The organism is Luteibacter sp. SVR4-7G, from assembly GCF_056755555.1.
The window spans coordinates 37733-60211 of record NZ_JBPGXO010000017.1 but is presented as its reverse complement, the minus strand read 5'-3'; the positions used below and the strand labels follow the sequence as shown (position 1 = coordinate 60211).

19 protein-coding genes are annotated in these 22479 nt (G+C 66.5%); 2 read left to right on the top strand and 17 right to left on the bottom strand.

Going from position 1 to position 22479, the window contains the following annotated elements; genetic code table 11:
• Window positions 1-63: 63 nt before the first annotated feature.
• Window positions 64-546 (top strand): redoxin family protein, encoded by a 483-nt coding sequence (locus ACR9ZH_RS08685; protein WP_481290356.1) that lies wholly within the window; start codon window positions 64-66, stop codon window positions 544-546.
• A 154-nt stretch (window positions 547-700) separates the two neighbouring features.
• Here ACR9ZH_RS08685 and gyrA read toward each other — a convergent pair whose 3' ends face one another.
• The 14 genes from gyrA to ACR9ZH_RS08615 all read right to left on the bottom strand — a co-directional run bounded on the left by gyrA (window position 701) and on the right by ACR9ZH_RS08615 (window position 19178).
• The gene (gene gyrA, locus ACR9ZH_RS08680; protein WP_481290355.1) at window positions 701-3331 is read right to left on the bottom strand and encodes a DNA gyrase subunit A; all 2631 of its coding nucleotides are present in this window, start codon (window positions 3329-3331) and stop codon (window positions 701-703) included.
• A gap of 138 nt (window positions 3332-3469) precedes the next feature.
• The gene (locus ACR9ZH_RS08675) at window positions 3470-3883 is read right to left on the bottom strand and encodes a GtrA family protein (RefSeq protein ID WP_481290354.1); all 414 of its coding nucleotides are present in this window, start codon (window positions 3881-3883) and stop codon (window positions 3470-3472) included.
• Window positions 3880-4893 (bottom strand): S-methyl-5-thioribose-1-phosphate isomerase, encoded by a 1014-nt coding sequence (mtnA, locus tag ACR9ZH_RS08670; protein WP_481290353.1) that lies wholly within the window; start codon window positions 4891-4893, stop codon window positions 3880-3882. The genes ACR9ZH_RS08675 and mtnA overlap by 4 nt, the downstream gene beginning before the upstream one ends.
• Window positions 4894-5074: 181 nt before the next feature.
• Window positions 5075-5566 (bottom strand): DUF2165 family protein, encoded by a 492-nt coding sequence (locus ACR9ZH_RS08665; protein WP_481290352.1) that lies wholly within the window; start codon window positions 5564-5566, stop codon window positions 5075-5077.
• The gene (locus ACR9ZH_RS08660; protein WP_481290351.1) at window positions 5563-6630 is read right to left on the bottom strand and encodes a class III poly(R)-hydroxyalkanoic acid synthase subunit PhaC; all 1068 of its coding nucleotides are present in this window, start codon (window positions 6628-6630) and stop codon (window positions 5563-5565) included. Before ACR9ZH_RS08660 ends, ACR9ZH_RS08665 begins: the two co-directional genes overlap by 4 nt.
• Window positions 6627-7418: a poly(R)-hydroxyalkanoic acid synthase subunit PhaE gene (locus tag ACR9ZH_RS08655; protein WP_481290350.1), complete on the bottom strand. Its 792-nt coding sequence runs from the start codon at window positions 7416-7418 to the stop codon at window positions 6627-6629. Before ACR9ZH_RS08655 ends, ACR9ZH_RS08660 begins: the two co-directional genes overlap by 4 nt.
• Before the next feature lie 9 nt (window positions 7419-7427).
• Window positions 7428-9794, bottom strand: coding sequence for a glycoside hydrolase family 3 N-terminal domain-containing protein (locus tag ACR9ZH_RS08650; RefSeq protein ID WP_481290349.1), 2367 nt, complete (start codon window positions 9792-9794; stop codon window positions 7428-7430).
• A gap of 157 nt (window positions 9795-9951) precedes the next feature.
• Complete coding sequence (pnp, locus tag ACR9ZH_RS08645; RefSeq protein ID WP_481290348.1) at window positions 9952-12057, bottom strand: polyribonucleotide nucleotidyltransferase; 2106 nt, start codon at window positions 12055-12057, stop codon at window positions 9952-9954.
• A 30-nt stretch (window positions 12058-12087) separates the two neighbouring features.
• Window positions 12088-12357, bottom strand: a complete 270-nt coding sequence (rpsO, locus tag ACR9ZH_RS08640) for a 30S ribosomal protein S15 (RefSeq protein ID WP_166698855.1) — start codon at window positions 12355-12357, stop codon at window positions 12088-12090.
• Between the two features lie 143 nt (window positions 12358-12500).
• Window positions 12501-13490 carry a tRNA pseudouridine(55) synthase TruB gene (gene truB / locus ACR9ZH_RS08635; protein WP_481290347.1) on the bottom strand — a complete coding sequence of 330 codons (990 nt, stop codon included), beginning with the start codon at window positions 13488-13490 and terminating at the stop codon, window positions 12501-12503.
• Between the two features lie 175 nt (window positions 13491-13665).
• Window positions 13666-14040, bottom strand: a complete 375-nt coding sequence (gene rbfA / locus ACR9ZH_RS08630) for a 30S ribosome-binding factor RbfA (protein ID WP_481290346.1) — start codon at window positions 14038-14040, stop codon at window positions 13666-13668.
• 62 nt (window positions 14041-14102) lie between these two features.
• Window positions 14103-16976, bottom strand: a complete 2874-nt coding sequence (gene infB / locus ACR9ZH_RS08625) for a translation initiation factor IF-2 (RefSeq protein WP_481290345.1) — start codon at window positions 16974-16976, stop codon at window positions 14103-14105.
• A 133-nt stretch (window positions 16977-17109) separates the two neighbouring features.
• Window positions 17110-18624, bottom strand: a complete 1515-nt coding sequence (gene nusA / locus ACR9ZH_RS08620; protein WP_481290344.1) for a transcription termination factor NusA — start codon at window positions 18622-18624, stop codon at window positions 17110-17112.
• 41 nt (window positions 18625-18665) lie between these two features.
• Window positions 18666-19178: a ribosome maturation factor RimP gene (locus ACR9ZH_RS08615; protein WP_481290343.1), complete on the bottom strand. Its 513-nt coding sequence runs from the start codon at window positions 19176-19178 to the stop codon at window positions 18666-18668.
• 305 nt (window positions 19179-19483) lie between these two features.
• Between ACR9ZH_RS08615 and ACR9ZH_RS08610 the strand changes: the two genes are divergently transcribed.
• Window positions 19484-20128, top strand: coding sequence for a GIY-YIG nuclease family protein (locus tag ACR9ZH_RS08610; RefSeq protein WP_481290342.1), 645 nt, complete (start codon window positions 19484-19486; stop codon window positions 20126-20128).
• A gap of 88 nt (window positions 20129-20216) precedes the next feature.
• Here the strand turns inward: ACR9ZH_RS08610 and ACR9ZH_RS08605 are convergent, their stop codons facing one another.
• The 3 genes from ACR9ZH_RS08605 to ACR9ZH_RS08595 are packed head-to-tail and all read right to left on the bottom strand — an operon-like array spanning window position 20217 to window position 22311.
• Window positions 20217-20741: a 2'-5' RNA ligase family protein gene (locus tag ACR9ZH_RS08605; RefSeq protein ID WP_481290341.1), complete on the bottom strand. Its 525-nt coding sequence runs from the start codon at window positions 20739-20741 to the stop codon at window positions 20217-20219.
• 11 nt (window positions 20742-20752) lie between these two features.
• Entirely contained in the window at window positions 20753-21748 is a 996-nt protein-coding gene (locus ACR9ZH_RS08600) for a GlxA family transcriptional regulator (RefSeq protein ID WP_481290340.1), read from the bottom strand.
• Window positions 21748-22311, bottom strand: coding sequence for an isochorismatase family protein (locus ACR9ZH_RS08595; protein WP_481290339.1), 564 nt, complete (start codon window positions 22309-22311; stop codon window positions 21748-21750). The genes ACR9ZH_RS08600 and ACR9ZH_RS08595 overlap by 1 nt, the downstream gene beginning before the upstream one ends.
• Between the last annotated feature and the right edge of the window lie 168 nt (window positions 22312-22479).

Sequence of the window (22479 nt, the reverse complement as noted above, 5' to 3'; positions counted from 1 at the left end):
GCCTTCGCTTCAGGTCCGGGCCTCACGTACACTCGGCTTTTCCTCTCCCCAAGAAGACTCCCCATGAGCATTGCCGTTGGCGACACCCTTCCGGAAGCGACCCTTGCCGTGTTCCAGGATGGCATCAAGACCGTGACGAGTACCGACATCCTGGGTCAGGGCAAGGTCGTGCTCTTTGCCGTGCCGGGAGCGTTCACGCCCACCTGCTCCAACAAGCACCTGCCGGGCTTCATGCAGCACATGGAGGATTTCCGCGAGCGCGGGATCAAGGTGGCATGCATGTCGGTGAACGATGCCTTCGTCATGCACGCGTGGGGCGACTCACAGGGCGTGCCGGACGACCTGCTGATGCTCGCCGACGGCAACGCCACGTTCTCACAGGCGCTCGGCCTCGAACTCGACGGCACGAAGAACGGCATGGGTATCCGCGCGAAACGCTTCGCGCTGTACGCGGAAGATGGCGTGGTGAAGATCCTGCACGTCGAGGCCCCGGGCGAGTTCCGGGTGTCGACGGCCGAGGCGATGCTGGAAGCCATCGACGGCTGACCCGGCTGCATCGTGTAGGAGCGCGCCTTGCGCGCGACATGTTTTGAGGCCGTGCCTTCGAACTGGCGTGTGAGTTGACGACCGAGGCTAAAAGCTCAGGGCGCGCAAGGCGTGCTCCTACAACCCCCCGGGGGGTTTCCCCGGGGGTCTGGTTCTACGCTTCGCTCGGCTCGGCGCCGTCGCCTACCGGGCCGCTTTCGATCGGCGGCATGTCGGCGGCGGCTTCGCCGTCGGGCGTTTCGCCCTCGCCCTCCAGCTCTTCCTCGGCTTCGAGGCGGACCACGCCGATCAGCGTTTCTTCCCTGGGCAGCTTGATCAGGGTCACGCCCTGCGTGTTGCGGCTCAGCTGCGACACTTCGGACACGCGCGTGCGCACCAGGGTGCCCTGGTCCGAAATCAGCATGAGCTGCTGCGCCTCGGTCACTTGCGTGGCCGCGACGAGCTTGCCGTTACGCTCGGAGCACTGGATGGCGATGACGCCCTGCGTGCCGCGTCCCTTCTTCGGGAACTCCTCGAGCGCCGTGCGCTTGCCGTAACCACGCGCCGTGGCGGTGAGGATGTCGCCGTCGCCGGCGGCGACGATCAGCGAGACCACTTCCGCGTCATCGGCGAGCCGCATGCCGCGCACACCCGTGGCGGTACGGCCCATCGAACGCACGCTGGCTTCGTCGAAGCGCACCGACTTGCCGTTCGACGCGAACAGCAGGACATCGCTTTCGCCGTCCGTCATGGCCACGTCGACCAGCGCATCTCCCTCTTCGAGATTGATAGCGGCCTTGCCCTTCTGCAACTGGAACGCGAACTCGGTGAGCGGCGTCTTCTTCACCGTGCCCTGGCGGGTGGCGAAGAACACGAAGCAGTTCGGATCGTATTCGCGCACCGGCAGCAGGGCCTGCACCTTCTCGCCCTCGGCCAGCGGCAGCAGGTTCACGATCGGCTTGCCGCGCGCGCCCGGGCCGGCTTCCGGCATCTGGTAGACCTTGAGCCAGTACACCCGGCCGGTGCTGGTGAAAGTGAGCAGCGTGTCGTGGGTATTCACGACCCATAGCTGCTGCACGACATCCTCGTCCTTCAGCGCCGAAGCCGAGCGGCCCTTGCCGCCACGGCGCTGCGCGCGATAGAGGCTGGCCGGCTGGCGCTTGATGTAGCCCGTATGCGACAGCGTGACCACGACGTCTTCCGGCGCGATCAGGTCGAGAACATTGAGGTCTTCCTGCGAGTGCTGGATCTCGGTGCGGCGGGCGTCGCCGTAATCCGTGCGAATCTGCTCCAGTTCCTCGCGGATGACTTCGAGCAGGCGGTTCGGGTTCTCGAGGATCTCGATGAGGCCGCGGATCGCCTCGAGGATCTGGCGGTACTCGTCGGAGAGCTTTTCCTGCTCCAGGCCGGTGAGGCGATGCAGGCGCATCTGCAGGATCTCGGTGGCCTGGGCCTCGGACAGCTGGTAGCCGTCGTCGCGCAGGCCGTCGCGCGGATCCATGTCTTCCGGACGCGAGGCGGCCGCGCCGGTGGCGGCGAGCAGTGCCTTCACCATGCCCGGCTCCCAGCGGCGCGCGACCATGCGCTCGCGCGCCTCGGCCGCCGACGCGGACGTACGGATCAGCTCGATCATCTCGTCGATGTTCGCGAGCGCTACGGTGAGGCCTTCGAGAATGTGGGCGCGCTGGCGTGCCTTGCGCAGTTCGAAGATGGTGCGGCGGGTGACGACCTCGCGGCGATGGCGGATGAAGGCTTCGAGGATGTCCTTGAGGTTCAGCAGCTTCGGCTGGCCGTCGAGCAGCGCCACCATGTTGATGCCGAAGGTGACCTGCAGCTGGGTCTGCTGGAACAGGTTGTTCAGCACCACGTCGGCCATCGCGTCGCGGCGGATCTCGATGACCACGCGCATGCCGTCCTTGTCGGACTCGTCGCGCAGCTCGCTGATGCCCTCGATCTTCTTTTCCTTGACCAGCTCGGCGATCTTCTCGATGAGGCGCGCCTTGTTCACCTGGTAAGGCAGCTCGTGGACGAGGATCGTTTCGCGGCCGTTGGCTTCCGTCTCGATCTCGGTGCGCGCACGCACCAGGATGCGGCCGCGGCCCGTGCGATAGGCCTCGATGATGCCGGAGGAGCCATTGATGATGCCCGCCGTCGGGAAATCCGGACCCGGGATGTGGGTCATGAGTTCGTCGACGCCGAGGGAGGGTTCCTCGATCAAGGCCAGCGTGGCGTTGATCACCTCGGTCATGTTGTGCGGCGGGATGTTCGTCGCCATGCCCACCGCGATGCCGGCGGAACCGTTGACGAGCAAGTTGGGCACGCGGGTCGGAAGGACCAGCGGCTCGTGTTCGCTTTCGTCGTAGTTCGGCCCGAAGTCGACGGTTTCCTTGTCGATGTCGGCCATCAGTTCGTGGGTGAGGCGCGCCATGCGCACCTCGGTGTATCGCATGGCCGCCGCGTTGTCGCCGTCCACCGAGCCGAAGTTACCCTGGCCGTCGACCAGCATGTAACGCAGCGAGAACGGCTGCGCCATGCGGACGATCGTGTCGTAGACCGAGGCGTCGCCGTGCGGATGGTATTTACCGATGACGTCGCCGACCACGCGGGCCGATTTCTTATAGGGCTTGTTCCAGGCGTTGCCCAGCTCGTTCATGGCGAAAAGCACGCGCCGATGGACCGGCTTCAGGCCGTCGCGCACATCGGGCAGCGCACGGCCCACGATCACGCTCATGGCGTAGTCGAGATAGCTCTGGCGCATCTCGTCTTCGATATTGACGCGGATCACTTCTTTGGCGAGTTCTGCCATCAATCGGCTTCCTGGATGTCCGTGAAATACCCCCGCCGGCTCTGCGCATCCCGCTCGCGGGACGCCACCGGCTCAACCCGTCGATGATAGCACAGAGGGCGTGGAAAAGACAGCTAAAAAAGGCTGAAAATCAATGACTTACACAGCGCGTTCCGGGTCCCGGAAAAGCACCGTCCGGGCCAGCAGGAAATTGGCCACGGAGCCCGCGGCCGATGCGGCCGCGACCGCCACGGCGGGCCACGCGTGGAGGGCCGGGAACAGCTTGAACGCAAGCACGTAAACGCTGTTGTTCACGACCGCGCCGAGGGCCATCAGACCCATCCAGTGCAGCCATTCCGCATGGCGCCCGCGACCGGAATCGCGGTGGGCGAACGTACGCGTGCGATTCCACCACCAGGTGACGGTGGCCGCGCTGAGGAAGGAAACGACGCGCGCGGTATAGACGTTCCAACCGGCCAGCCCCACCAGCCCCTGGGCGATACCGGCATCGACGCCGAGCCCGATGATCCCCCCGATCGCGAACAGCACGACCTCGCGGCGCAGGTGCGTCATGGAAAGAGGATCCGCATCTGCTCTTCATCGGGTTTCAGGATCACGCCGCGCTCGGTGACTATCGCGTCGATGAGTTCGGCGGGCGTGACGTCGAACACGGGATTCCAGGCGTCCGCCCCTTCGATCACCGTGCGGTTTCCTGCGACCGAGAAAAGCTCGGTAGCGTCGCGCAGTTCGATCTCGATATCGGCGCCGGTCGCCGTGGCCATGTCCACCGTCGTCGACGGTGCCACCACCATGAACTTCACGCCGTGGTGGCGCGCGGCGATGGCGAGTTGGTAGGTGCCGATCTTGTTCGCCGTGTCGCCGTTCGCAGCGATGCGATCCGCGCCGACGATCACCCAGGTGATCCTGCCCTCCTTCATGAGGTGCGAGGCGGCGGAATCGGCGATCAGGCGCGCAGGGATGCCGTCGCGCACGAGTTCCCACATCGTGAGGCGAGCGCCCTGCTGCCAGGGCCGGGTCTCGCCGGCATAGACCTGCTCGATCTGGCCCGAGGCGACGCCTGCGCGGATCACGCCCAGCGCCGTGCCGTACCCGGCCGTGGCAAGGGAGCCCGTGTTGCAGTGGGTAAGCACGTGGGAACCGGCTTCGATCAGCGCCGCGCCCAGTTCTCCCATGTGCCGGTTGGCCGCGAGGTCCTCGTCCTGGATGGCCTGGGCCTCGCGCTCGAGCGCGGCGGCATCGGCGCCTTCGAGCACCTTGCGGTTCATGCGGTCCAGGGCCCACATCAGGTTCACCGCCGTCGGCCGCGCGGCCCGCAGCGTGGCCATGGCCGTGGCCAAGTCTTCCCCGCCCTTTGCCGCCAACACCACGCCCCAGGCCGCGGCGATGCCGATGGCCGGAGCGCCGCGCACGGCCAGGTCGCGAATGGCGCGGGTGACCTCGTCCGACGACGTGCAGTCGATCCAGGTTTCCTCCGCCGGCAGGCGGCGCTGGTCGAGCAGGCGCAGGCGGTCGCCATGCCATTGCACGGCGCGGATGGAGTCGTGGGAGGCGTTCGCGTTCATGCGCGGATTATCGCATGCGTGGTGTAGGAGCGCGCCCTGCGCGCGACAGCCTTTCGCGCCAGTCTGGAAGCTGGCGCGCCAGCTTTGGGGCGCCGGGCGAAAAGATGTCGCGCGCTAGGCGCGCTCCTACAGGGCAGCTTTGGGGACCGGGGCGAAAAGATGTCGCGCGCTTTGCGCGCTCCTACAGGTCGGGGTCGGGGTGGTTGACGAAGATCAGTACCCCGAGCAGCGTCATGTAGAACCTGAACGCGGCGTCCTGCCCGTTCCAGATCTTCGACTGCCACATGGCGAACCATTCCCCGCCTACCACCATGAAACCGAAGAACCAGACGAGGAAGCCCACGGTGCAACCTGCGATGACCCAGCGCTTGGCCGCCTGGAACACGGCCCCGCTCGCACGACGCGAACGCCAGAGTGCCAGCGCGCCCACGAGCAGGAGGACGCAGGTCGCACCTTCCCCGGCGATGATGAGCGCGTAGCCCGCGTGCCACGCCGCGGGGCTGGTGATAGCGCGGCCCTGCAGCGCATTGCCCGGGAACGTCGTGTCCATCGACAACACGTGGCGCACGAAGGCGAAGTTCGAACCGTAGTCGACGAGGTTGTCGTACGTCACGACGAACGCGAAGGCGGCGAGGGCCAGCGTCATGACGATCTTGGCGAGGCGCGCTGTCACCGTTCGGCGAGCCATGCATGGATGGCCGGCGGCACCTGCTTCTGCGCCCGGCCGGAAACGTAGATGCCGATGTGTCCGCCCTTGAAGGCCAGCGCGGTGTAGTCGGCGCTGCCCACCAGCCCGCCCAGCGGCGTGGATGCCGCGGGTGGAACCAAGTGGTCCTGCTCCGCGTAGATGTTGAGCACCGGCTGGGTGATCTTCCGCAGGTCGATGCGGTGCCGGCCGATGCGCGCCTCGCCCTTCATCAGCAGGTTTTTCTGGAAGAAGTCGCGCGCGAACTGGCGGAAGGTTTCGCCTGCCTGGTCGGGCGAATCGAAGATCCACTTTTCCATGCGCAGGAAGTTCTCCACTTCCTTCGGATTGTCGAGGATGTCGACGAGCCCGAGGTACTTCTGCTGGTTCAGGCGCAGCGGCTTGAGCGTGAGGTATGCGAAGTTCATCACGTCGGCCGGCACGTTGCCTACCGTATCGACGAACAGGTCGATGTCCACGTTGCGCGCCCAGTGCGAAAGCATGTTGTCGGGCGTGTGGAAGTCCACCGGGGTCACCATGGTGACGAGGTTGCGTATCTTCTCCGGATGCAGCGCCGCGTAGCACAGCGAAAACACGCCACCCTGGCAGATGCCGAGCAGGTTCAGCGATTCGACGCCATGCCGCTCGCGCACCGCGTCGACGCAGCGGTCGAGATAGCCGTCGATATAGTCTTCCAGCGTGAGCCAGCGGTCCGCCCCGTCGGGATAGCCCCAGTCCACGAGATAGACGTCCTCGCCCTGCTCCAGCAGGTTGCGCACCATGGAGCGATCTTCCTGCAGGTCGATCATCCAGGGCGTATTCACCAGCGCGTAGCAGATCAGCAGCGGCGTTTTCGAGGTCGGTGCCTTCTCGCCCTTGAAATGCCAGAGGGTAAGCTTGTCTTCGCTGTAGACCGCCTCGCGCGGCGTCGCGCCGAGCTCGATCGGCCCCACGTTCTTCAACGTTTCGAGACCGGATTCGAGCTTGCGCCGGAATGCTTCGACCTCGGCACGGGCCCGCTCCGGATCGATCTGGAAGGGATTCGTGTTCATGGCTTGCGGGTCTTCGGCTTCCTGCCGCCGCGCAGCGCGGCCACTTCGGCCTTCAGCGCCGCCACTTCGTCGACCAGTCCCTTCATGTGGCGAAGCTCACGGCGAACAGCCTGCAGCCGTTCGCCCAGGCTGTCCACTTCCTTGCGCGTCGGCATGCCGGCCTGCACCGCCACCCGCTCCACCTGTCGCTGCTGCAGCAGCTTCAGGCGCATCTGCGCATTGACCAGCGACGCATACACCTCGCGAAATTCCTCGGAGAGGGCCGCTTCGGCGTAGCTTTCCTCGGCGAGGTTCACCCAGCGGTCGTAGATCGAACGCATCGATTCCGCATCAGCCGACACACCTTGCTCGCGCAGGGCTGCGTTCGCCCGTTCGTGCACGCCTTGCAGCAAGCTTTGGTAGCGCTGGTAGTGCCCCAGGTAATCGATCCACGCGCGCAGCAGTGCCTGCTGTTCTTCCTGTTGTTCGCGAGTGAGGCCGAACGCGGGCATCGATAGCATGTCGTTGGCGACGCGTGCCCATTCGTCGAAGTCCGGAGGCATCTGCGGCCCGTGACCGAACGGGGGCAAGCCGGGAGCGAAAGACGCCCCGGGATTTTCGCCGCCCATCACGGAACGCATCCACTCACCGTAGCCGCCGAGACCGGCGAACAGACGTGCCGCGATATCCGCCGGCTGAACGCCCTCGGCGGGTGCGGCCTTCGGATCGAATTGACGCGACCAGGTTTCCAGGCCCTGGCGGACCCAGGCCTGGTACTGGTCGATGAAATCGGTCGGTTTTTCTGCCATGCCGCTATGTTACGGCACGATCTCGAACCCCGCCTCCTTGTCGGCCTTCGAGCTACCGCCTACCCATACCGTATAGCGGGTCGGCTCGACCACTTCCTGGCTTTTCACGTTCCAGAACGACAGTTCCGGGAATCCGAGCTGGAAGGTCACGCGGCGGGACTCTCCCGGCTTCAACGCCACGCGCTGGAACCCTGCAAGACTGCGCACGGGCTGTTCCACGCTGGCCCCCAGGTTGCGCAGGTAAAGCTGCACCACCTCGGTGCCCGCGCGCTTGCCGGTGTTTTTCACCGTGGCGGTCACGGTGACAAGGTCCCTGGCGCCCACCTCGTTCGCTTCCGCCAGCGGCACACGAGTGCGAGACACCTGGACGTCAGAATAGCCGAACGTGGTGTACGACAGCCCGTGGCCGAAGGGATACAGCGCCTCGTTCGGCGCGTCGATGTAGCGCGAGATGAAGGTCGTCTCGCGACCCGGCGGCTGGTCGAGATCCGCATCGCCCGCCGGTCGGCCGGTCGGGAACTGGTTGTAATACAGCGGCTCCTGGCCCACCGCGTGCGGGAAGCTCATGGTGAGCTTGCCGCTGGGTGGAACATCGCCGAACAGTACGTTGGCCACCGCATTGCCTGCCTCGGTACCCGGGAACCAGACGGCCATGATCGCCGGCACGTGCCGGTCGGCCCAGCCGAGCACCAGGGGCCGCCCCGAGAACACCAACAGGACCACCGGCTTGCCGGTCGCGACGACCTGCTCCAGCAGCTTCTGCTGGTTGCCCGGAAGATCCAGATGCGCGCGCGATCCGGCCTCGCCGCTCATGCGCGAGGATTCGCCGAGCGCCATCACCACTACGTCGGCCTGCCCGGCCGCTTTCTTCGCCTCGGCGAAACCGGCTTCCGAGTCCGTCTCGACCGCGGTGCCCTCGGCATAGATCAGTTCGCCGCCTTGCGCCTTCATCCGCGCCGCCAGGGCGCTGCGCAGCGTGACCACGTCTGGGAAATGTTGCGCACCGCCCCACGCGCCCTGCATTTCGCCCGCGGCATCGGCCAGCGGACCGATGAGCGCCAGCTTCTTCACCCGGCCATCGAGCGGAAGCACCGGCACCGCGCCCTGGCCGCCGTTCTTCAACAGCACGAAGGATTCCTCCGCGGCACGCCGGGCCAGGGGACGATTCGCGTCCACGGCCCGGGTCACCTCGGTGCCGCGAGCGTACGGGTGCTCGAACAGGCCGAGCGCGAACTTCACCCGCAGCACGCGACGCACGGCCTCGTCCACGGTAGCCGTGGACAGCTTGCCTTCTTTCAGCAAGCCAGGAATTTCGGTGTCGTAGTAGTGGCTCATCATGTCCACTTCCACGCCCGCCTGCAGCGCCTTTTGCGTCGCCGTGGCGGCATCCAGCGCGATGCCGTGGTTGTTGAGTTCCATCACGGCGGTGTAATCGCTCACCACGAAGCCGTTGAAGCCCCATTCCTTGCGCAGGATATCCGTCATGAGATAACCGTTCGCGGTGGCGGGCACGCCATTGAGCGCGTTGAAAGCGCTCATCATGGTGGCGGCACCGGCTTCCACGGCCGCCCGGTACGGCGGCAGGTAGACCTGGCGCAGGCGGATATCCGACATGTCGGTGGTGTTGTATTCGCGACCGGCCTCCGCCGCGCCATAGGCGGCGAAGTGCTTGACCGATGCCGCCACGCTCCCGGGATCGGCCAAGTCCTTGCCCTGGTATCCGCGGATGTACGCACGAGCCATGGCCGCGCCGAGGTAGGCATCCTCGCCGGCACCTTCGGTGGAGCGGCCCCAGCGCGCGTCGCGCGAGATGTCGACCATGGGCGAGTAGAACCACTTCACGCCGCCGGTCACCGCTTCCGCCGCGGACATTCGCGAGACGTCCTCCACCAGCTGGGGATCCCATGTCGCGGAGAGGCCCAGGGGCACGGGATAGATGGTGCGGTAACCATGGATGATGTCGGCGCCGAACAGCAAGGGGATACCCAGGCGGCTATGCAGCGCCGCATCCTGGAACCTGCGCGTGGTTTCCGCGCCTACCACGTTGAGCATCGAACCCAGCTCGCCCTTGTGTGCCAGCGCCATCACGTCGACGTGCGCCCGCGCCTCGGGATTGGCGGCAATGGCCTCCGCCCCGGTGGGCGCGGAGGCGCCGTCGGAACCGTATTGGACCAACTGGCCGAGCTTCTCGGCGAGGGTCATGCGGGCCAGCAGCGCGTCCACTTTCTGCTCGATCTGCGGCGACGCCAGCTGCGCATTCGCTGCCGGCACTGCGGCCGACGCGGCGATGGCGGCACCGGCCGCGCAGGTCAGGACGAGGGAGGTAGCGAGCAACCGCGCGAACGGGCGTAGCTGGAGATGGAACGGAGGGCTCATGCGGTTTCCGGGACGTGGATCGAACCGGGAATGTAAACGTTTACGTGCGTTTGCGTAAAGGCGGATGACCTTGGTGTGAGCGCGCTTCCCATGGACCAGGCAAAGAAAAGCCCGGCATCTTGCGATGCCGGGCTCTTAGGACGCCTGGGCTGTCAAATCAGCTCGCGGCGCTTTCTTCTTCGGTGACGGCCTTCATCGACAGGCGGATGCGACCCTGTTTGTCGACTTCCAGGACCTTGACCTTGACGATGTCGCCTTCCTTCAGCTTGTCGGACACCTTCTCCACGCGCTCGCTGGAGATCTGCGATACGTGCACGAGGCCGTCCTTGCCCGGCATGATCGTGACGAACGCGCCGAAGTCCATCAGCTTGGCGACCTTGCCTTCGTAGATGCGGCCCGGCTCGACGTCCGAGACGATCTGCTCGATACGCTTGCGCGCGGCTTCGGCGGCTTCGCGGTTGACCGAGGCGATGACCACGTTGCCGTCGTCGGTGATGTCGATCGTCGTGCCCGTCTCTTCCGTGATCGAACGGATGGTGGCGCCACCCTTGCCGATCACTTCGCGGATCTTGTCCGGGTGGATCTTGATCGTGAGCAGGCGCGGCGCGAACTCGCTCATTTCCGAACGGGCCGTGCTCATCACCTTGGCCATCTCGCCGAGGATGTGCGTGCGGCCGCGCTTGGCCTGGGCCAGCGCCGTGCGCATGATTTCCTCGGTGATGCCTTCGATCTTGATGTCCATCTGCAGCGCGGACACGCCATCGGCGGTACCGGCCACCTTGAAGTCCATGTCGCCGAGGTGGTCTTCGTCACCCAGGATGTCGGAGAGCACGACGAAATCGTTGCCTTCCTTCACCAGACCCATGGCGATACCCGCCACCGGTGCCTTGAGCGGCACGCCGGCGTCCATCATCGCGAGCGACGAACCGCAGACCGAGGCCATCGACGAGGAGCCGTTCGACTCGGTGATTTCCGAGACGACGCGAACGACGTAGGGGAACTCGTCGATGCTCGGCTTGACCGCTTGCACGCCGCGCTTGGCAAGGCGGCCGTGGCCGATCTCGCGACGCTTCGGGGCGCCGAAGCGGCCGGTTTCGCCCACCGAGAACGGAGGGAAGTTGTAGTGGAACAGGAAGGTATCCTTCGACTCGCCTTCCGGCGCATCGATGATCTGCGCGTCGCGGGTGGTGCCGAGCGTGGCCACGACCAGCGCCTGGGTCTCACCGCGGGTGAACAGCGCCGAGCCATGGGTGCGCGGCAGCACGCCGACGCGTACCGAGATCGGGCGGACGTCGTCGAGCTGGCGGCCGTCGATGCGGACCTTGGTCTTCAGCACGCCATCGCGCAGGGTGCGGTACTCGGCGTCGCCGAACGCGGTGGCGATGTCGGCGTCGGTCCAGCCGTTGGCTTCGGCCTGGGCGGCGATGGCCGTCTTCACGTCGGCCTTGATGGCGGCGATGACGTCGCGGCGGGCCAGCTTGTCGCGGATCTGGAAGGCCTCGGCGAGGCGGTTGCCGACGGCGCCGCGGACGGCGTCGTGCAGCGCCGTGTTGGCGGCCGGGGCTTCCCACGCGAAGGTCTTGCGACCGGCTTCGGCGGCGAAGGCGTTGATGGCCTCGATCGCGGCCTGCATCTGCTGGTGACCGAACATCACCGCGCCGAGCATGACGTCTTCGCTGAGCAGCTTCGCTTCGGATTCGACCATGAGCACGGCGTTGGCCGTGCCGGCCACGACGAGGTCGAGGTCGGAGGTCTTCAGCTCGGTGGCCGACGGGTTCAGCAGGTACTGGCCGTTGACGTAACCGACGCGGGCGGCGCCGATGGGACCGTTGAACGGCACGCCGGCGAGGTGCAGCGCGGCGGAGGCGCCGAGCATGGCCGGGACGTCGCCGTCGACTTCCGGATTGAGCGAGACGACCTGCGCGATGACCTGGACTTCGTTCTTGAACTCTTCAGGGAAGAGCGGACGAATCGGACGATCGATGAGGCGGGAGGTGAGGGTTTCCTTCTCCGTCGGACGGCCTTCGCGCTTGAAGAAGCCGCCCGGGATGCGACCGGCGGAATAGAACTTTTCCGTGTAGTCGACGGTGAGGGGGAAGAAATCCTGCCCTTCGCGCGCCTTGGGCGCTGCGACTGCCGTCACCAGGACGACGGTGCCGCCCATGCTGACCATGACCGCGCCGGAGGCCTGCCGGGCGATTTCGCCCGTCTCCAGTTTGACTTCGTGACTACCGTACTGGAATGACTTGGTTACTTTCGCCACTTCGATCTCTCCTCGTCCTGTTCCGGTGGTTTAGCGGCGCAGGCCGAGGCGTTCGATCAGGGTCTGGTAGCGAGCGAGGTCGCTCTTCTTGAGATAGGCCAGCAGCGTCTTGCGCTTGTTGACCATCTTCAGCAGGCCGCGACGCGAGTGGTGATCCTGCTTGTGCGCCTGGAAATGATCCTGCAGCGCGGTGATGTTGGCGGACAGCAGGGCGACCTGGACTTCGGTGGAACCCGTGTCGTTGGGCGCGCGGCCGTAGTCTTTGATGATCTGGCTGGTCTGTTCGACGGTGAGCGACATGTGTATCGATTCCTTAAAAAGCGGATGCGAGACTTGCGCAACCTCAACGGCCCCCGATGAAGTTGCGCAAGCCTCGCTTTTGATGAAAGCCGTTAAACGAGCACGTAATTGTAACGTCCTGCGCGTAGTGGCAACAAGCCCGGTCAGACGGGCGGCAGATTGAACCCCCGGAGCACCCGCAGGATCCCCTCCCCGTCCACCTCGGCCAGGGCCATCAGCCTGCCGTCGGACCCGTAGGCGGCGCAGCGGCCGGGGATGCCGATACGCGCCGCGAGCCTGCCCGCTGCCGCGGGATCGCCGGCGGAGCCGGCTCCCACAAGCGGGACGGCGGTCCCTGCCCCCAGCGGTACCGGCTGGCCGAAAGCGAGCACGCGGGTCTGGTCCGGATTGAGATCCACCCGGGGAATATGAGCGAGGCCCGCTTCCACGGGCAGCAGGCAGGCGTCCAGGGGGTCCGGACCCGCCTCGGCCGCCTCCCGCAACTGCTCGAGGGTGACCATGGCGGGCGCCATGAAGGGCTCCACCCAGAGCCGGCGCAGGCCGGTGAGGTGCGCGCCGCACCCCAGGTTCGCGCCCAGGTCGACGGCCAGGCTGCGCACGTAGGTGCCGGAACCGCACTCCACATGGAGGCGGACCGTGTCGCCGTCGCGCCCGGTCACGTACAGACGGTAGACCTCGACCTCGCGGGCGGGCACGTCGACGGCCTCGCCCCGGCGCGCCTTCACATACAGGGGCACGCCGTCCTGCTTGATGGCCGAGTAGGCGGGCGGAACCTGCACGATGCGCCCTCGAAGCGGCGCCAGGGCCGCTTCGAGGGCGGCATCGTCCAGCGCGGGGACCGGTCGTGTTTCGACCACCTCGCCCTCGAGGTCGGCCGTGGTCGTGGTCACGCCCAGCCTCACTTCGGCCTCATAGGCCTTGCGCGAACCGAGCAGCCAGCCGGCGATCTTGGTCGCTTCGCCGAAACAGAGCGGCAGCAGCCCCGTCGCGAGCGGATCCAGGCTCCCGGTATGCCCGCCCTTGGCCGCGCCCACCAGCCGGCGCGCCGTCTGCAGCGCCTGGTTCGAACTGAGACCCAGCGGCTTGTCGAGGAGGAGGATGCCGTGGATGTCGCGGAAGGTTCGGCGGGTCATAACGACGTAGAGGACTGTGTAGGAGCGCGCCTGCGCGCGACATGTTTTGCGGCCGTGACATGGAGCTGGCGCGCTGGGTTGGGGACTGGTACGAAAAGATGTCGCGCGCCGGGCGCGCTCCTACAGGTCGGGTCCCGTGGACGCAGCGCTGCGGGACGGGTTGTCGCGTGGCGGGTCAGGTCTCGTCGGATGGATCGGCCGGCGGGATGGGGTTGTCGCGCAGCAGGCGCTCGATGCGCTCGCCCTCGTCCACCGACTCGTCGTACTTGAAGCGCAGCTCGGGCACGCGGCGCAGGCGCATGGAACGCGACAGGCTGCGGCGGAATTCCGGGGCCAGCTCCTTCAGCGCCTTCATCGCCGTGGCGGACTGCTCGGGCATCAGCGCGGTGACCCACACCGTGGCCCAGTCCAGGTCCTTGGTGGTTTCCACGTCGGATACGCTCACCGACGGCAGGGCATGGTCGCGCACGGCCGCGTGCACGAGGAGGCCGATCTCGCGGCGGAGTTCGGCGGACACCCGGTCGGTGCGCTTGAAATCACGGGATGGCATATTTGCCCCTCCTGAAACGAATAAAGCCTCCCCGGCGGACCGGGGAGGCGCGTTGCTTCCTGTCAGAGCGTGCGGGCGACTTCGATGCGCTCGAAGCACTCGATCTGGTCGCCGACCTTCACGTCGTTGTACTGCTTCACCGCGATACCGCATTCCATGCCGTTGCGGACTTCGTCGACGAGGTCCTTGAAGCGGCGCAGCGATTCCAGTTCGCCCTGGAACACCACCACATTGTCGCGCAGCACGCGGATCGGCTTGGAGCGCTTGACCACGCCTTCGGTGACCATGCAGCCGGCCACCGCGCCGAACTTCGACGAGCGGAACACGTCGCGCACCTGGGCGATACCGATGATCTCCTCGCGGATTTCCATGCCGAGGAGGCCCGAGGCGGCCTGCTTCACCTGGTCGATGACGTCGTAGATGATCGAGAAGTAACGGACGTCGAGGCCGTTGGTGTCGATCACCTTGCGCGCCGATGCGTCGGCACGGACGTTGAAGCCGATGATCAGCGCCTTCGAGGCCGCCGCCAGCGTCGCTTCCGACTCGGTGATGCCGCCCACGCCGGACGAGATCACGTTCACCTTCACCAGGTCGTTGCCGATCTGGGTGAGCGAATCGCGCAGCGCTTCCACCGAACCCTGCACATCGGCCTTGACCAGGATGTTGAGGGTCTGCTGGCCTTCGCCCTGGCCCATCTGCGCCATGATGTCTTCCAGGCGGTTGGACTTGCTGACCAGGCGGTTCTCGCGGCGCTTCTGCTGGCGTTCCGCGGCCACCTGGCGAGCGAGGCGCTCGTCTTCGACGGCCACGAAATCGTCGCCCGACTCAGGCACGCCGGAAAGACCCAGCACCTGCACCGGAATGGACGGGCCGGCTTCGTTCACCTGCTTGCCGGTCTCGTCGACCAGGGCGCGCATGCGGCCGTATTCCACGCCGCAGACGACGAAGTCGCCCTTCTTCAGCGTGCCCTGCTGGACGAGCACCGTGGCCACCGGACCGCGGCCGCGGTCGAGACTGGACTCGATCACGACACCCGAGGCGCGGCCGTCGGCCACTGCCTTGAGTTCCATGACTTCCGCCTGGATCGAGATCGCGTCGAGCAGTGCGTCGACGCCGTCGCCGGTCTTCGCCGACACCGGCACGAACTGCGTATCGCCACCCCAGTCTTCCGGGATGACCTCGAGGTTCGCGAGGCCCTGTTTCACGTTGTCCGGATTGGCGTCGGACTTGTCCATCTTATTGATCGCGACGATCAGCGGCACCTTCGCGGCGCGCGCATGCTTCACCGCTTCCTGGGTCTGCGGCATGACGCCGTCGTCGGCGGCCACCACCAGCACCACGATATCGGTGGATTGCGCGCCACGGGCACGCATCGAGGTGAACGCGGCATGGCCCGGGGTGTCGAGGAAGGTGATCACGCCACGGCTGGTTTCGACGTGGTATGCGCCGATGTGCTGCGTGATGCCGCCCGCTTCGCCCGAAGCGACCTTGGTGCGACGGATGTAGTCGAGCAGCGAGGTCTTGCCGTGGTCGACGTGACCCATGATCGTGACGACCGGCGGACGCTGGACCTTCTCGCCCTCGAGTTCCACGTTCTGGGTATGCGACGCCAGCGCGGCTTCCGCGTCGTTGTCGGTGGCACGAACCGGATTGTGGCCGAGTTCTTCCACCACGAGCGCGGCGGTATCGTGGTCGATCGTCTGGTTGATCGTGGCCATGACGCCCATCTTGAACAGCGCCTTCACGACCTCGGCGCCCTTCACGGCCATCTTCTGGGCCAATTCGGTGACGAGGTTGTTGTCGCCGATCACGACGTCGCGCACCACCGCGGCGGTGGGACGCGTGAAGCCGTGCGGACCCGACGGCGTGGCACCGCGCGGCGGCTCGGAACGGCCCTTGACCTTGCCGCCGCGGCGATTGCCGCTGGAACGGCGGGCGCGATCGGCGTCGGAGAGGTGCAGTTCGCCCGCGGCGAAGCGCTTGCCACCGGGCTCGCGATCGCCGCCGCGGCCGTTACCGGTACCGCCGCCGCCATGCTTCGGCCGCGCCGCACCACGAGCGTCGCCGGACGACGGAGACGGCGCAGGACGCGCCGCGGACGGAGCGGCTGGACGCGCCGCCGGCGTCGCAGCCACCGGCGCAGGCGCCGGTGCCGGCACGGGGGCCGGAGCCGGAGGCGGAACGGGCTTGGAGACCACGCGCTCGCGCTTACGCGGCTCGTGGATGCGCGGCAGGATCATGCCGAGCGAGCGGTTATCGAGCTTGGCCGTCTGGTGGCCGATGCCGTCGTCGCCCGCTGCCTGCGCCGGTGCCTCGGTTGCTGCTCCGGGTGCGGGGACGGTCACGGGCGCTTCGGCACGGACTTCCTCGGCGCGAGCGCGCTCGGCCGCGGCCTCTTCCGCCTGGCGGCGCGCCTCGGCGGCGGCCTCTTCCTGGCGACGGGCTTCGGCTTCGGCGTGCTGGCGGGCTTCTTCGGCCTCGCGGCGACGCTCGGCTTCCTCGCGGCGCTGGGCTTCCTCGTGCTCGCGCTGCGCCTGCGAGTCGGCAAGCTTGCGCGCGGCATCCTCACGCCCGGCGTCGTGCGACGCGTCTTCGGCGATCGCGCTGCGCTTCACGTAGGTGCGCTTCGCACGGACCTCGACATTCACCGTCTTGGCCGGGCCGGCGCCACGGCCGCTGCCCGAGTTCACCTTCAGCTCGCCGACGGTGCGGCGCTTGAGCGTGATCTGGCGCGGAGCCGAGTCGTCCGCTTCGGGAGCGGCTTCGTTCTTGCCATGCGTGCGGCGCAGGAAACCGAGCAGTTTCACCTTTTCGGTGCTGCTGATGACCTGATCCGCATTGTTGAATTTCATCCCGGCCTGGTCGAGCTGCCCGAGGAGCTTCTCGACTGGCATCTCCAGGACCTGGGCCAGTTGTTTGATAGTAACGTCCGACATCGTTCTTTAATCTCCGCCGTTCCCGCGCGTAACCTTACGTGCCGTCGATGACCCGTACGGCTGCCTCCATCCTTGGCGGGAAACCTCGCGGTTTCCCTCGGGGCGCCCCTCCAGGACGCTTCCGGACTCGCGCTTAGCCGTCCTTCTCCAGTCGGGCGATCATCGGAGCGCGCGCGGCCATGATCAGCTGCGATGCGCGTTCCTCGGTCATGCCTTCGATATCGATCAGCTCGTCGACGGCGAGGTCGCCCAGGTCGTCGAGCGTCTTCACGTTGCGCTCGGCGAGCGCGAAGGCGGTGGATTCGTCCATGCCTTCCAGACCGAGCAACTCGGCGGAAGGGCCATTTTCATCGATGCCTTCCTCGACCGCGAGGGCTTCGGTAAGCAGTGCGTCGCGGGCGCGGGCGCGGAGTTCCTCGACGATGTCCTCGTCGAAGCCTTCGATCGCCAGCAGCTCGGCGCTGGGCACGTACGCGATTTCCTCGACCGAGGAGAAACCCTCCTGGACCAGGATGCCGGCGATTTCCTGGTCGACTTCCAGGCGTTCCATGAACAGGTTGAGCGCGGCCTGCTGCTCGGCCTCGGACTTCGCGGTGACCTGGTCCTGGGTCATCACGTTGAGCTGCCAGCCGGTGAGCTTGCTGGCGAGGCGCACGTTCTGGCCGCCGCGGCCGATGGCCTGGGACAGCTTGTCCTCGGCTACGGCGATGTCCATCGAGTGCTTCTCTTCATCCATGATGATCGACTGCACTTCCGCCGGCGCCATCGCGTTGATGACGTACTGGGCCTGGTTCTCGTGCCACAGGATGATGTCGACGCGCTCGCCGTTGAGCTCGTTCGACACGGCCTGCACGCGCGATCCGCGCATGCCGATGCACGCGCCGATGGGATCGGTGCGGCTGTCGTGGGCTACCACGGCGATCTTTGCGCGATCGCCCGGATCGCGGGCGCAGCCCTTGATCTCGACCAGGCCCTGGCCGACTTCCGGCACCTCGAGCTTGAACAGCTCGATCATGAATTCCGGCGCGCTGCGCGAGACGAACAGCTGCGGACCGCGAACTTCCGATTTCACCTCATAGAGGTAGCCGCGCACGCGGTCGCCGACGCGAGCCGATTCACGGGGAATCGTCTTGTCGCGCGGAATGAACGCCTCGGCATTGCTGCCCAGGTCGAGGTAAACGTTGCCGCGTTCCACGCGCTTCACGATGCCGGTGACCAGCTCGCCCACGCGGTCGCGGAAAGCGTCGACCACCTGCTGGCGCTCGGCTTCGCGGACACGCTGCACGATGACCTGCTTCGCGGCCTGCGCGGCGATGCGGCCGAACTCGGCGTTCTCGATCTGGTGCTCGATCCAGCCACCGACCTCGGCAACCTCGTCCTCGCCCGCTTCGTCCTGGGCGTCCATCAGGCGGATCTGGAAGGACGGATCCTCCATCTCGCCGTCGTCGGCGATGATCTCCCAACGGCGGAAGGTTTCGTAATCGCCGCTGTTACGGTCGATCTCGACCCGGATGTCCGGATCCTCGTCGGGGTAGCGCTTCTTCGCGGCCGAGGCCAGCGCCGCTTCCATGGCTTCGAAAATGACTTCGCGCGGCACGCCTTTTTCATTGGCGACCGCGTCGACTACCAGCAAAAGTTCTTTGCTCATTGCCGCTACTCCCAAAGGATGTCCCGCATCCCGTCGTTACGTTATTTGGATTTCTTGCCCGGCGCGGGCTTCGGCTGCGGCGCATAGCCGAGGGCCACCCAGTCGGGAACCACGCGGGCGCTTTCGACGTCCGCGTGCTCGAATTCGAATCTTCCAGCCTCGCCCTCGACCACAATGTGCTCGCCGTTTACTTCAACGACGTTGCCCTTGAGGCGCCGGCGGCCCTCGATCGGGGCCTTCAGCAGCACCTTGACCTCCTGGCCGCTCACGCGCGCGAACTGCTCCGCCGTGAACAGGGGGCGGTCGATACCGGGAGAGGAGACTTCCAGTACATAGTTGCCCGGGATCGGATCTTCAACGTCCAGGAAGGCCGAGAACTCGCGGCTCGCGGCTTCACAGTCCTCGACCGTGACCTCGCGCTCGCCACCAGGCACGTCGAGGTAGACGCGCAGGGTGCTCTGCCCGCCGGACGGGAGGAATTCGATGCCCAGCACCTCGAGGCCAAGGTCGGCCACGATGTCGGTGAATCGCTGTGAAAGTGCGTTTGTATCCACGTTGCCTGCGGTTTTCCGGTCGCCAGAAACAAAAAAAGGGCGCGAACGGCCCATTCCTTTACGTCGCCGATGTGTCCCGACACTCTCCTCCAGCGCCCACGCGATGCCTTGACGGCGCTCACATTGTGTCGCAGGACGCCTCCGTGCGCCCAACAAAAAAGCCTCACGAGGAGGCTTTCTTGTAAAAAGAAAGTTCCTGAAGGGGCAACCGCCACAGGCCTCAGCCGTCGCGAACGCCGCTTAAGATTCACGGATTCTATCGTAATTTTGTAGCTTCATGCAAGTTCGCGGGGAATACTGCCCGCATGACAGAAGAGGCTCCCTACCCACGATTCGCGACGCGAGGCCGGGCCTTCGTGTACGTGGTGCCCTGCCGTGACGAGGATCTGCTGAAGCTGGGTTTTTCGCGCGACCCGTTCACCCGGTTCTCTACCCTGCACCGCCGGTTCTATGAGTTCTTCGACCTCGACCGGGGCCTGCTGGTGGATGCCGAACGCGTGAGCGCCGCCCGGCGGATCGAGCGGAGACTGATCGAAGCCTTCAGGGAAAACCATGCCATGGCCCCGCTCGTGGTCCGGGCCGCCGCCGGTGGGCATACGGAGTGGTATCGCGGCGCACACCCGGAAGTCGCCGCCCTGCTGAGACGCGTCGCCCAGGACGAGGGACTGCCCCTTCAGGAAGGCCTGCGGCCCTGGCTGCGCGAGCACCTCATGGCCCGCGCCGACCTGCTCTACGACTGGTCGTTGCGCATCGTGGAGACCCTGGACTGGGCGCGGAACAACGCCAGCGACGACCCCGGCAGCGCGGTCCTGCGCCGCGCCCTGCTCGACACCTGGGACATGTTCGAAGCAGCAGGTATCGACGTGCATGCGCTGGTGCCGGCCTCCGTCAGCCATTGGCACGGCCACGGCGACCATCGCCGCCTGTTCCCGGGCGACGGGGGATTGTAGGAGCGCGCCGTGCGCGCGACAGCTTTTAGCGAGAAGCAACAGGCCCTGTAGCTCAAGGCCCCAAAAGATGTCGCGCGCAGGCGCGCTCCTACGGCGCGCTGCCCAGTTGCACGATCAGCCGTGTCTGCCACCCTTCCGGCGCGCGCTCCATGACGTGGACCTGCCCCACCATGCAAGGCACCGGCCCGTTGGCATGGAGCCGCTCCTCCAGGGTGGCCGCGATGGCGCCGCGGTCGCGACGCACTTCCCGGGCCACGGACACATGCGGCACGTAATCCGGGAACTCGCGGTCGCGACGCGGACGCTCCGGGAAGGCCAGTTGCAATGCCGCCGCCAGCAAGCCGATCGCGCCGGCCGGCGACGGCGCCAGCCACACCGTCGATGGGAACATGCGCACCGCGTCGAGCCGGAACGACAGCGGTTCCCGGGCCGCGGCCACGGTCCGCAGCCGGTCGGCGACGGCAGGGGTGATGCGTTCGCTGTCGAGGAAGGGGTAGACCAGCGTGATGTGGGCCCCCAGGCCCAGCTTCGCGGCGGGATCCAGACGCGCGCGCAGGTCGCCGACCAGGGGTTCGGCCTCGGGGACCATGAGTGCCAGCAACGTGCGGCTCATGGTGATAGAGCTTATACCGTTGTGCGCGCCCTGCTGGGGGGAAAATCGTTCAATCGGCGCCACACCCGCCGAAGTTGCCGTGCCGACCCGAAACCGGATCGCTCCGCCACCGCCTCGACGTCGAGGCGCGAGCCGGTCAGCAGCTCCTTCGCCAATGCCACGCGCATGCGGTTCACGTAGTCGGTGACGCTCATGCCGGCGTGCTCGTTGAAGAGGCGCGAGAGGTTGCGCGGGCTGGACGCAGCTATCCGCGCCAGGGAGGCCACGGTCCACTCGCGTGCGGGGTCGCCCGCTATGGCGTCCTGGGCCCGGTGGATGGCGGCGTGCAGGTGGTTGCGCCCTTCCAGCCACGGTGACAGTTGGGGGTCGCCGCCGGCCCGCCGGAGGTAGATCACCATGTAGCGCGCGACGGCCAGGGCCACGGGCGGCCCGGCAAGGCCGGCCACCACATGCAGCATGAGGTCGATGCCGGCGGTGATGCCTGCGCTGGTCAGCCTCTCGCCGTCTTCCACGTACAGGCGGTTTTCGCGCACCCGCGCCGCTGGAGCCGCGTCCGCGAGTTCGGCGATGCAGCCATGGTGCGTGGTGCACTCATGGCCGTCGAGCAATCCGGCGCGCCCGACCAGCAGCGCACCGGAGCAGATCGAGATCACCCGCATGCCCGGACGCACCACCTTGCGCAGCCAGGCGACGATGGCGTCCTGGCCGTCCCGATGCTGCTGCGGGGACGTCATCGCAGGGCCTTCCGGCACATCCGCGTGTCCCGGCACCACGAGCATGGCACTGTCCGGCAGCTTCGCCGGCAAGGGGGCGATGGGCGAGACGCCGAGGCCGATGGAACTTCCGACTTTGCGCAGAGGCCCCACGTAGGTGATGTCGAAGCGCACGGCGGACTGCTCGATATTCGCCTTGCGCAGCACTTCCATCGGCCCGGCGACATCCAGCAGGAGCAGCCGCGGTGGCAGCACCACGTACACCGGAATGCGCCTTGGCGCGGAAGCATTCATCAGGCGGCGAAGCGCAGGCTGCCGGAAAGCGCTTCTTCGACCGTGGCGATCCGGGCGAAACGACCGGCCAGGACGAGCTCCGTGCGGGCGCGGATGTCGGCGGCGCTCCACTCACGGCCGCCGGCATCGGTCATCGGAAAGGTCAGCGTCGCTTCGCCCACGAAATCGACCGTGTAACCGAGGTCGGAAGCGTGGCGCGTGGTCGTTTCGCAGCACTGCTCCGTGCGGATGCCGGAAACGATCAGGCGGCGAATGCCCCTCTCGGTCAGCCATACGTCCAGTCCCGAGCCCACGAGCGCGCTATGACGGCGCTTGCGGAAGACCGCATCGGCCTGGATGTGCAAAGGCTTCAGCGCGGTCACGAATCCACCGGCTTCAGCGAACGCACCCTGGTCTTCCACGTGGAAGACCTGCACGATCTTCATGCCAGCGTTCTTTGCGCCATCGACCAGAGCCTGCTGGCGATCGATATAGGCGGCCACGCCCTCCTCGCGCCAGTACGGGCGATGACGGAAAGACTCCTGGGCGTCGATGACGATCAGGGCGATATCGGCAAGGGACATGGCTGTGCGCTCCTCGGTAGGGATGAGCACAGTTTCCGCCGTTTGTGGGAGGTACGACAGCCCTCGTCCGGACACTGACCGGACAATTCACGCCACGGTGTTGCAGGAGCGCGCCCTGCGCGCGACAGCTTGTCGCGAAGGACTCCAAGATTGTTATTTGATCGCGAA

What these genes read in the sequence shown, in the direction of transcription:
- ACR9ZH_RS08685 (WP_481290356.1), top strand. Translation starts at nt 64, where the DNA reads ATGAGCATTGCCGTTGGCGACACCCTTCCGGAAGCGACCCTTGCCGTG.
- gyrA (WP_481290355.1), bottom strand. Translation starts at nt 3,331, where the DNA reads ATGGCAGAACTCGCCAAAGAAGTGATCCGCGTCAATATCGAAGACGAG.
- ACR9ZH_RS08675 (WP_481290354.1), bottom strand. Translation starts at nt 3,883, where the DNA reads ATGACGCACCTGCGCCGCGAGGTCGTGCTGTTCGCGATCGGGGGGATC.
- mtnA (WP_481290353.1), bottom strand. Translation starts at nt 4,893, where the DNA reads ATGAACGCGAACGCCTCCCACGACTCCATCCGCGCCGTGCAATGGCAT.
- ACR9ZH_RS08660 (WP_481290351.1), bottom strand. Translation starts at nt 6,630, where the DNA reads ATGAACACGAATCCCTTCCAGATCGATCCGGAGCGGGCCCGTGCCGAG.
- ACR9ZH_RS08655 (WP_481290350.1), bottom strand. Translation starts at nt 7,418, where the DNA reads ATGGCAGAAAAACCGACCGATTTCATCGACCAGTACCAGGCCTGGGTC.
- ACR9ZH_RS08650 (WP_481290349.1), bottom strand. Translation starts at nt 9,794, where the DNA reads ATGAGCCCTCCGTTCCATCTCCAGCTACGCCCGTTCGCGCGGTTGCTC.
- rpsO (WP_166698855.1), bottom strand. Translation starts at nt 12,357, where the DNA reads ATGTCGCTCACCGTCGAACAGACCAGCCAGATCATCAAAGACTACGGC.
- truB (WP_481290347.1), bottom strand. Translation starts at nt 13,490, where the DNA reads ATGACCCGCCGAACCTTCCGCGACATCCACGGCATCCTCCTCCTCGAC.
- rbfA (WP_481290346.1), bottom strand. Translation starts at nt 14,040, where the DNA reads ATGCCATCCCGTGATTTCAAGCGCACCGACCGGGTGTCCGCCGAACTC.
- infB (WP_481290345.1), bottom strand. Translation starts at nt 16,976, where the DNA reads ATGTCGGACGTTACTATCAAACAACTGGCCCAGGTCCTGGAGATGCCA.
- nusA (WP_481290344.1), bottom strand. Translation starts at nt 18,624, where the DNA reads ATGAGCAAAGAACTTTTGCTGGTAGTCGACGCGGTCGCCAATGAAAAA.
- ACR9ZH_RS08610 (WP_481290342.1), top strand. Translation starts at nt 19,484, where the DNA reads ATGACAGAAGAGGCTCCCTACCCACGATTCGCGACGCGAGGCCGGGCC.
- ACR9ZH_RS08605 (WP_481290341.1), bottom strand. Translation starts at nt 20,741, where the DNA reads ATGAGCCGCACGTTGCTGGCACTCATGGTCCCCGAGGCCGAACCCCTG.
- ACR9ZH_RS08600 (WP_481290340.1), bottom strand. Translation starts at nt 21,748, where the DNA reads ATGAATGCTTCCGCGCCAAGGCGCATTCCGGTGTACGTGGTGCTGCCA.
- ACR9ZH_RS08595 (WP_481290339.1), bottom strand. Translation starts at nt 22,311, where the DNA reads ATGTCCCTTGCCGATATCGCCCTGATCGTCATCGACGCCCAGGAGTCT.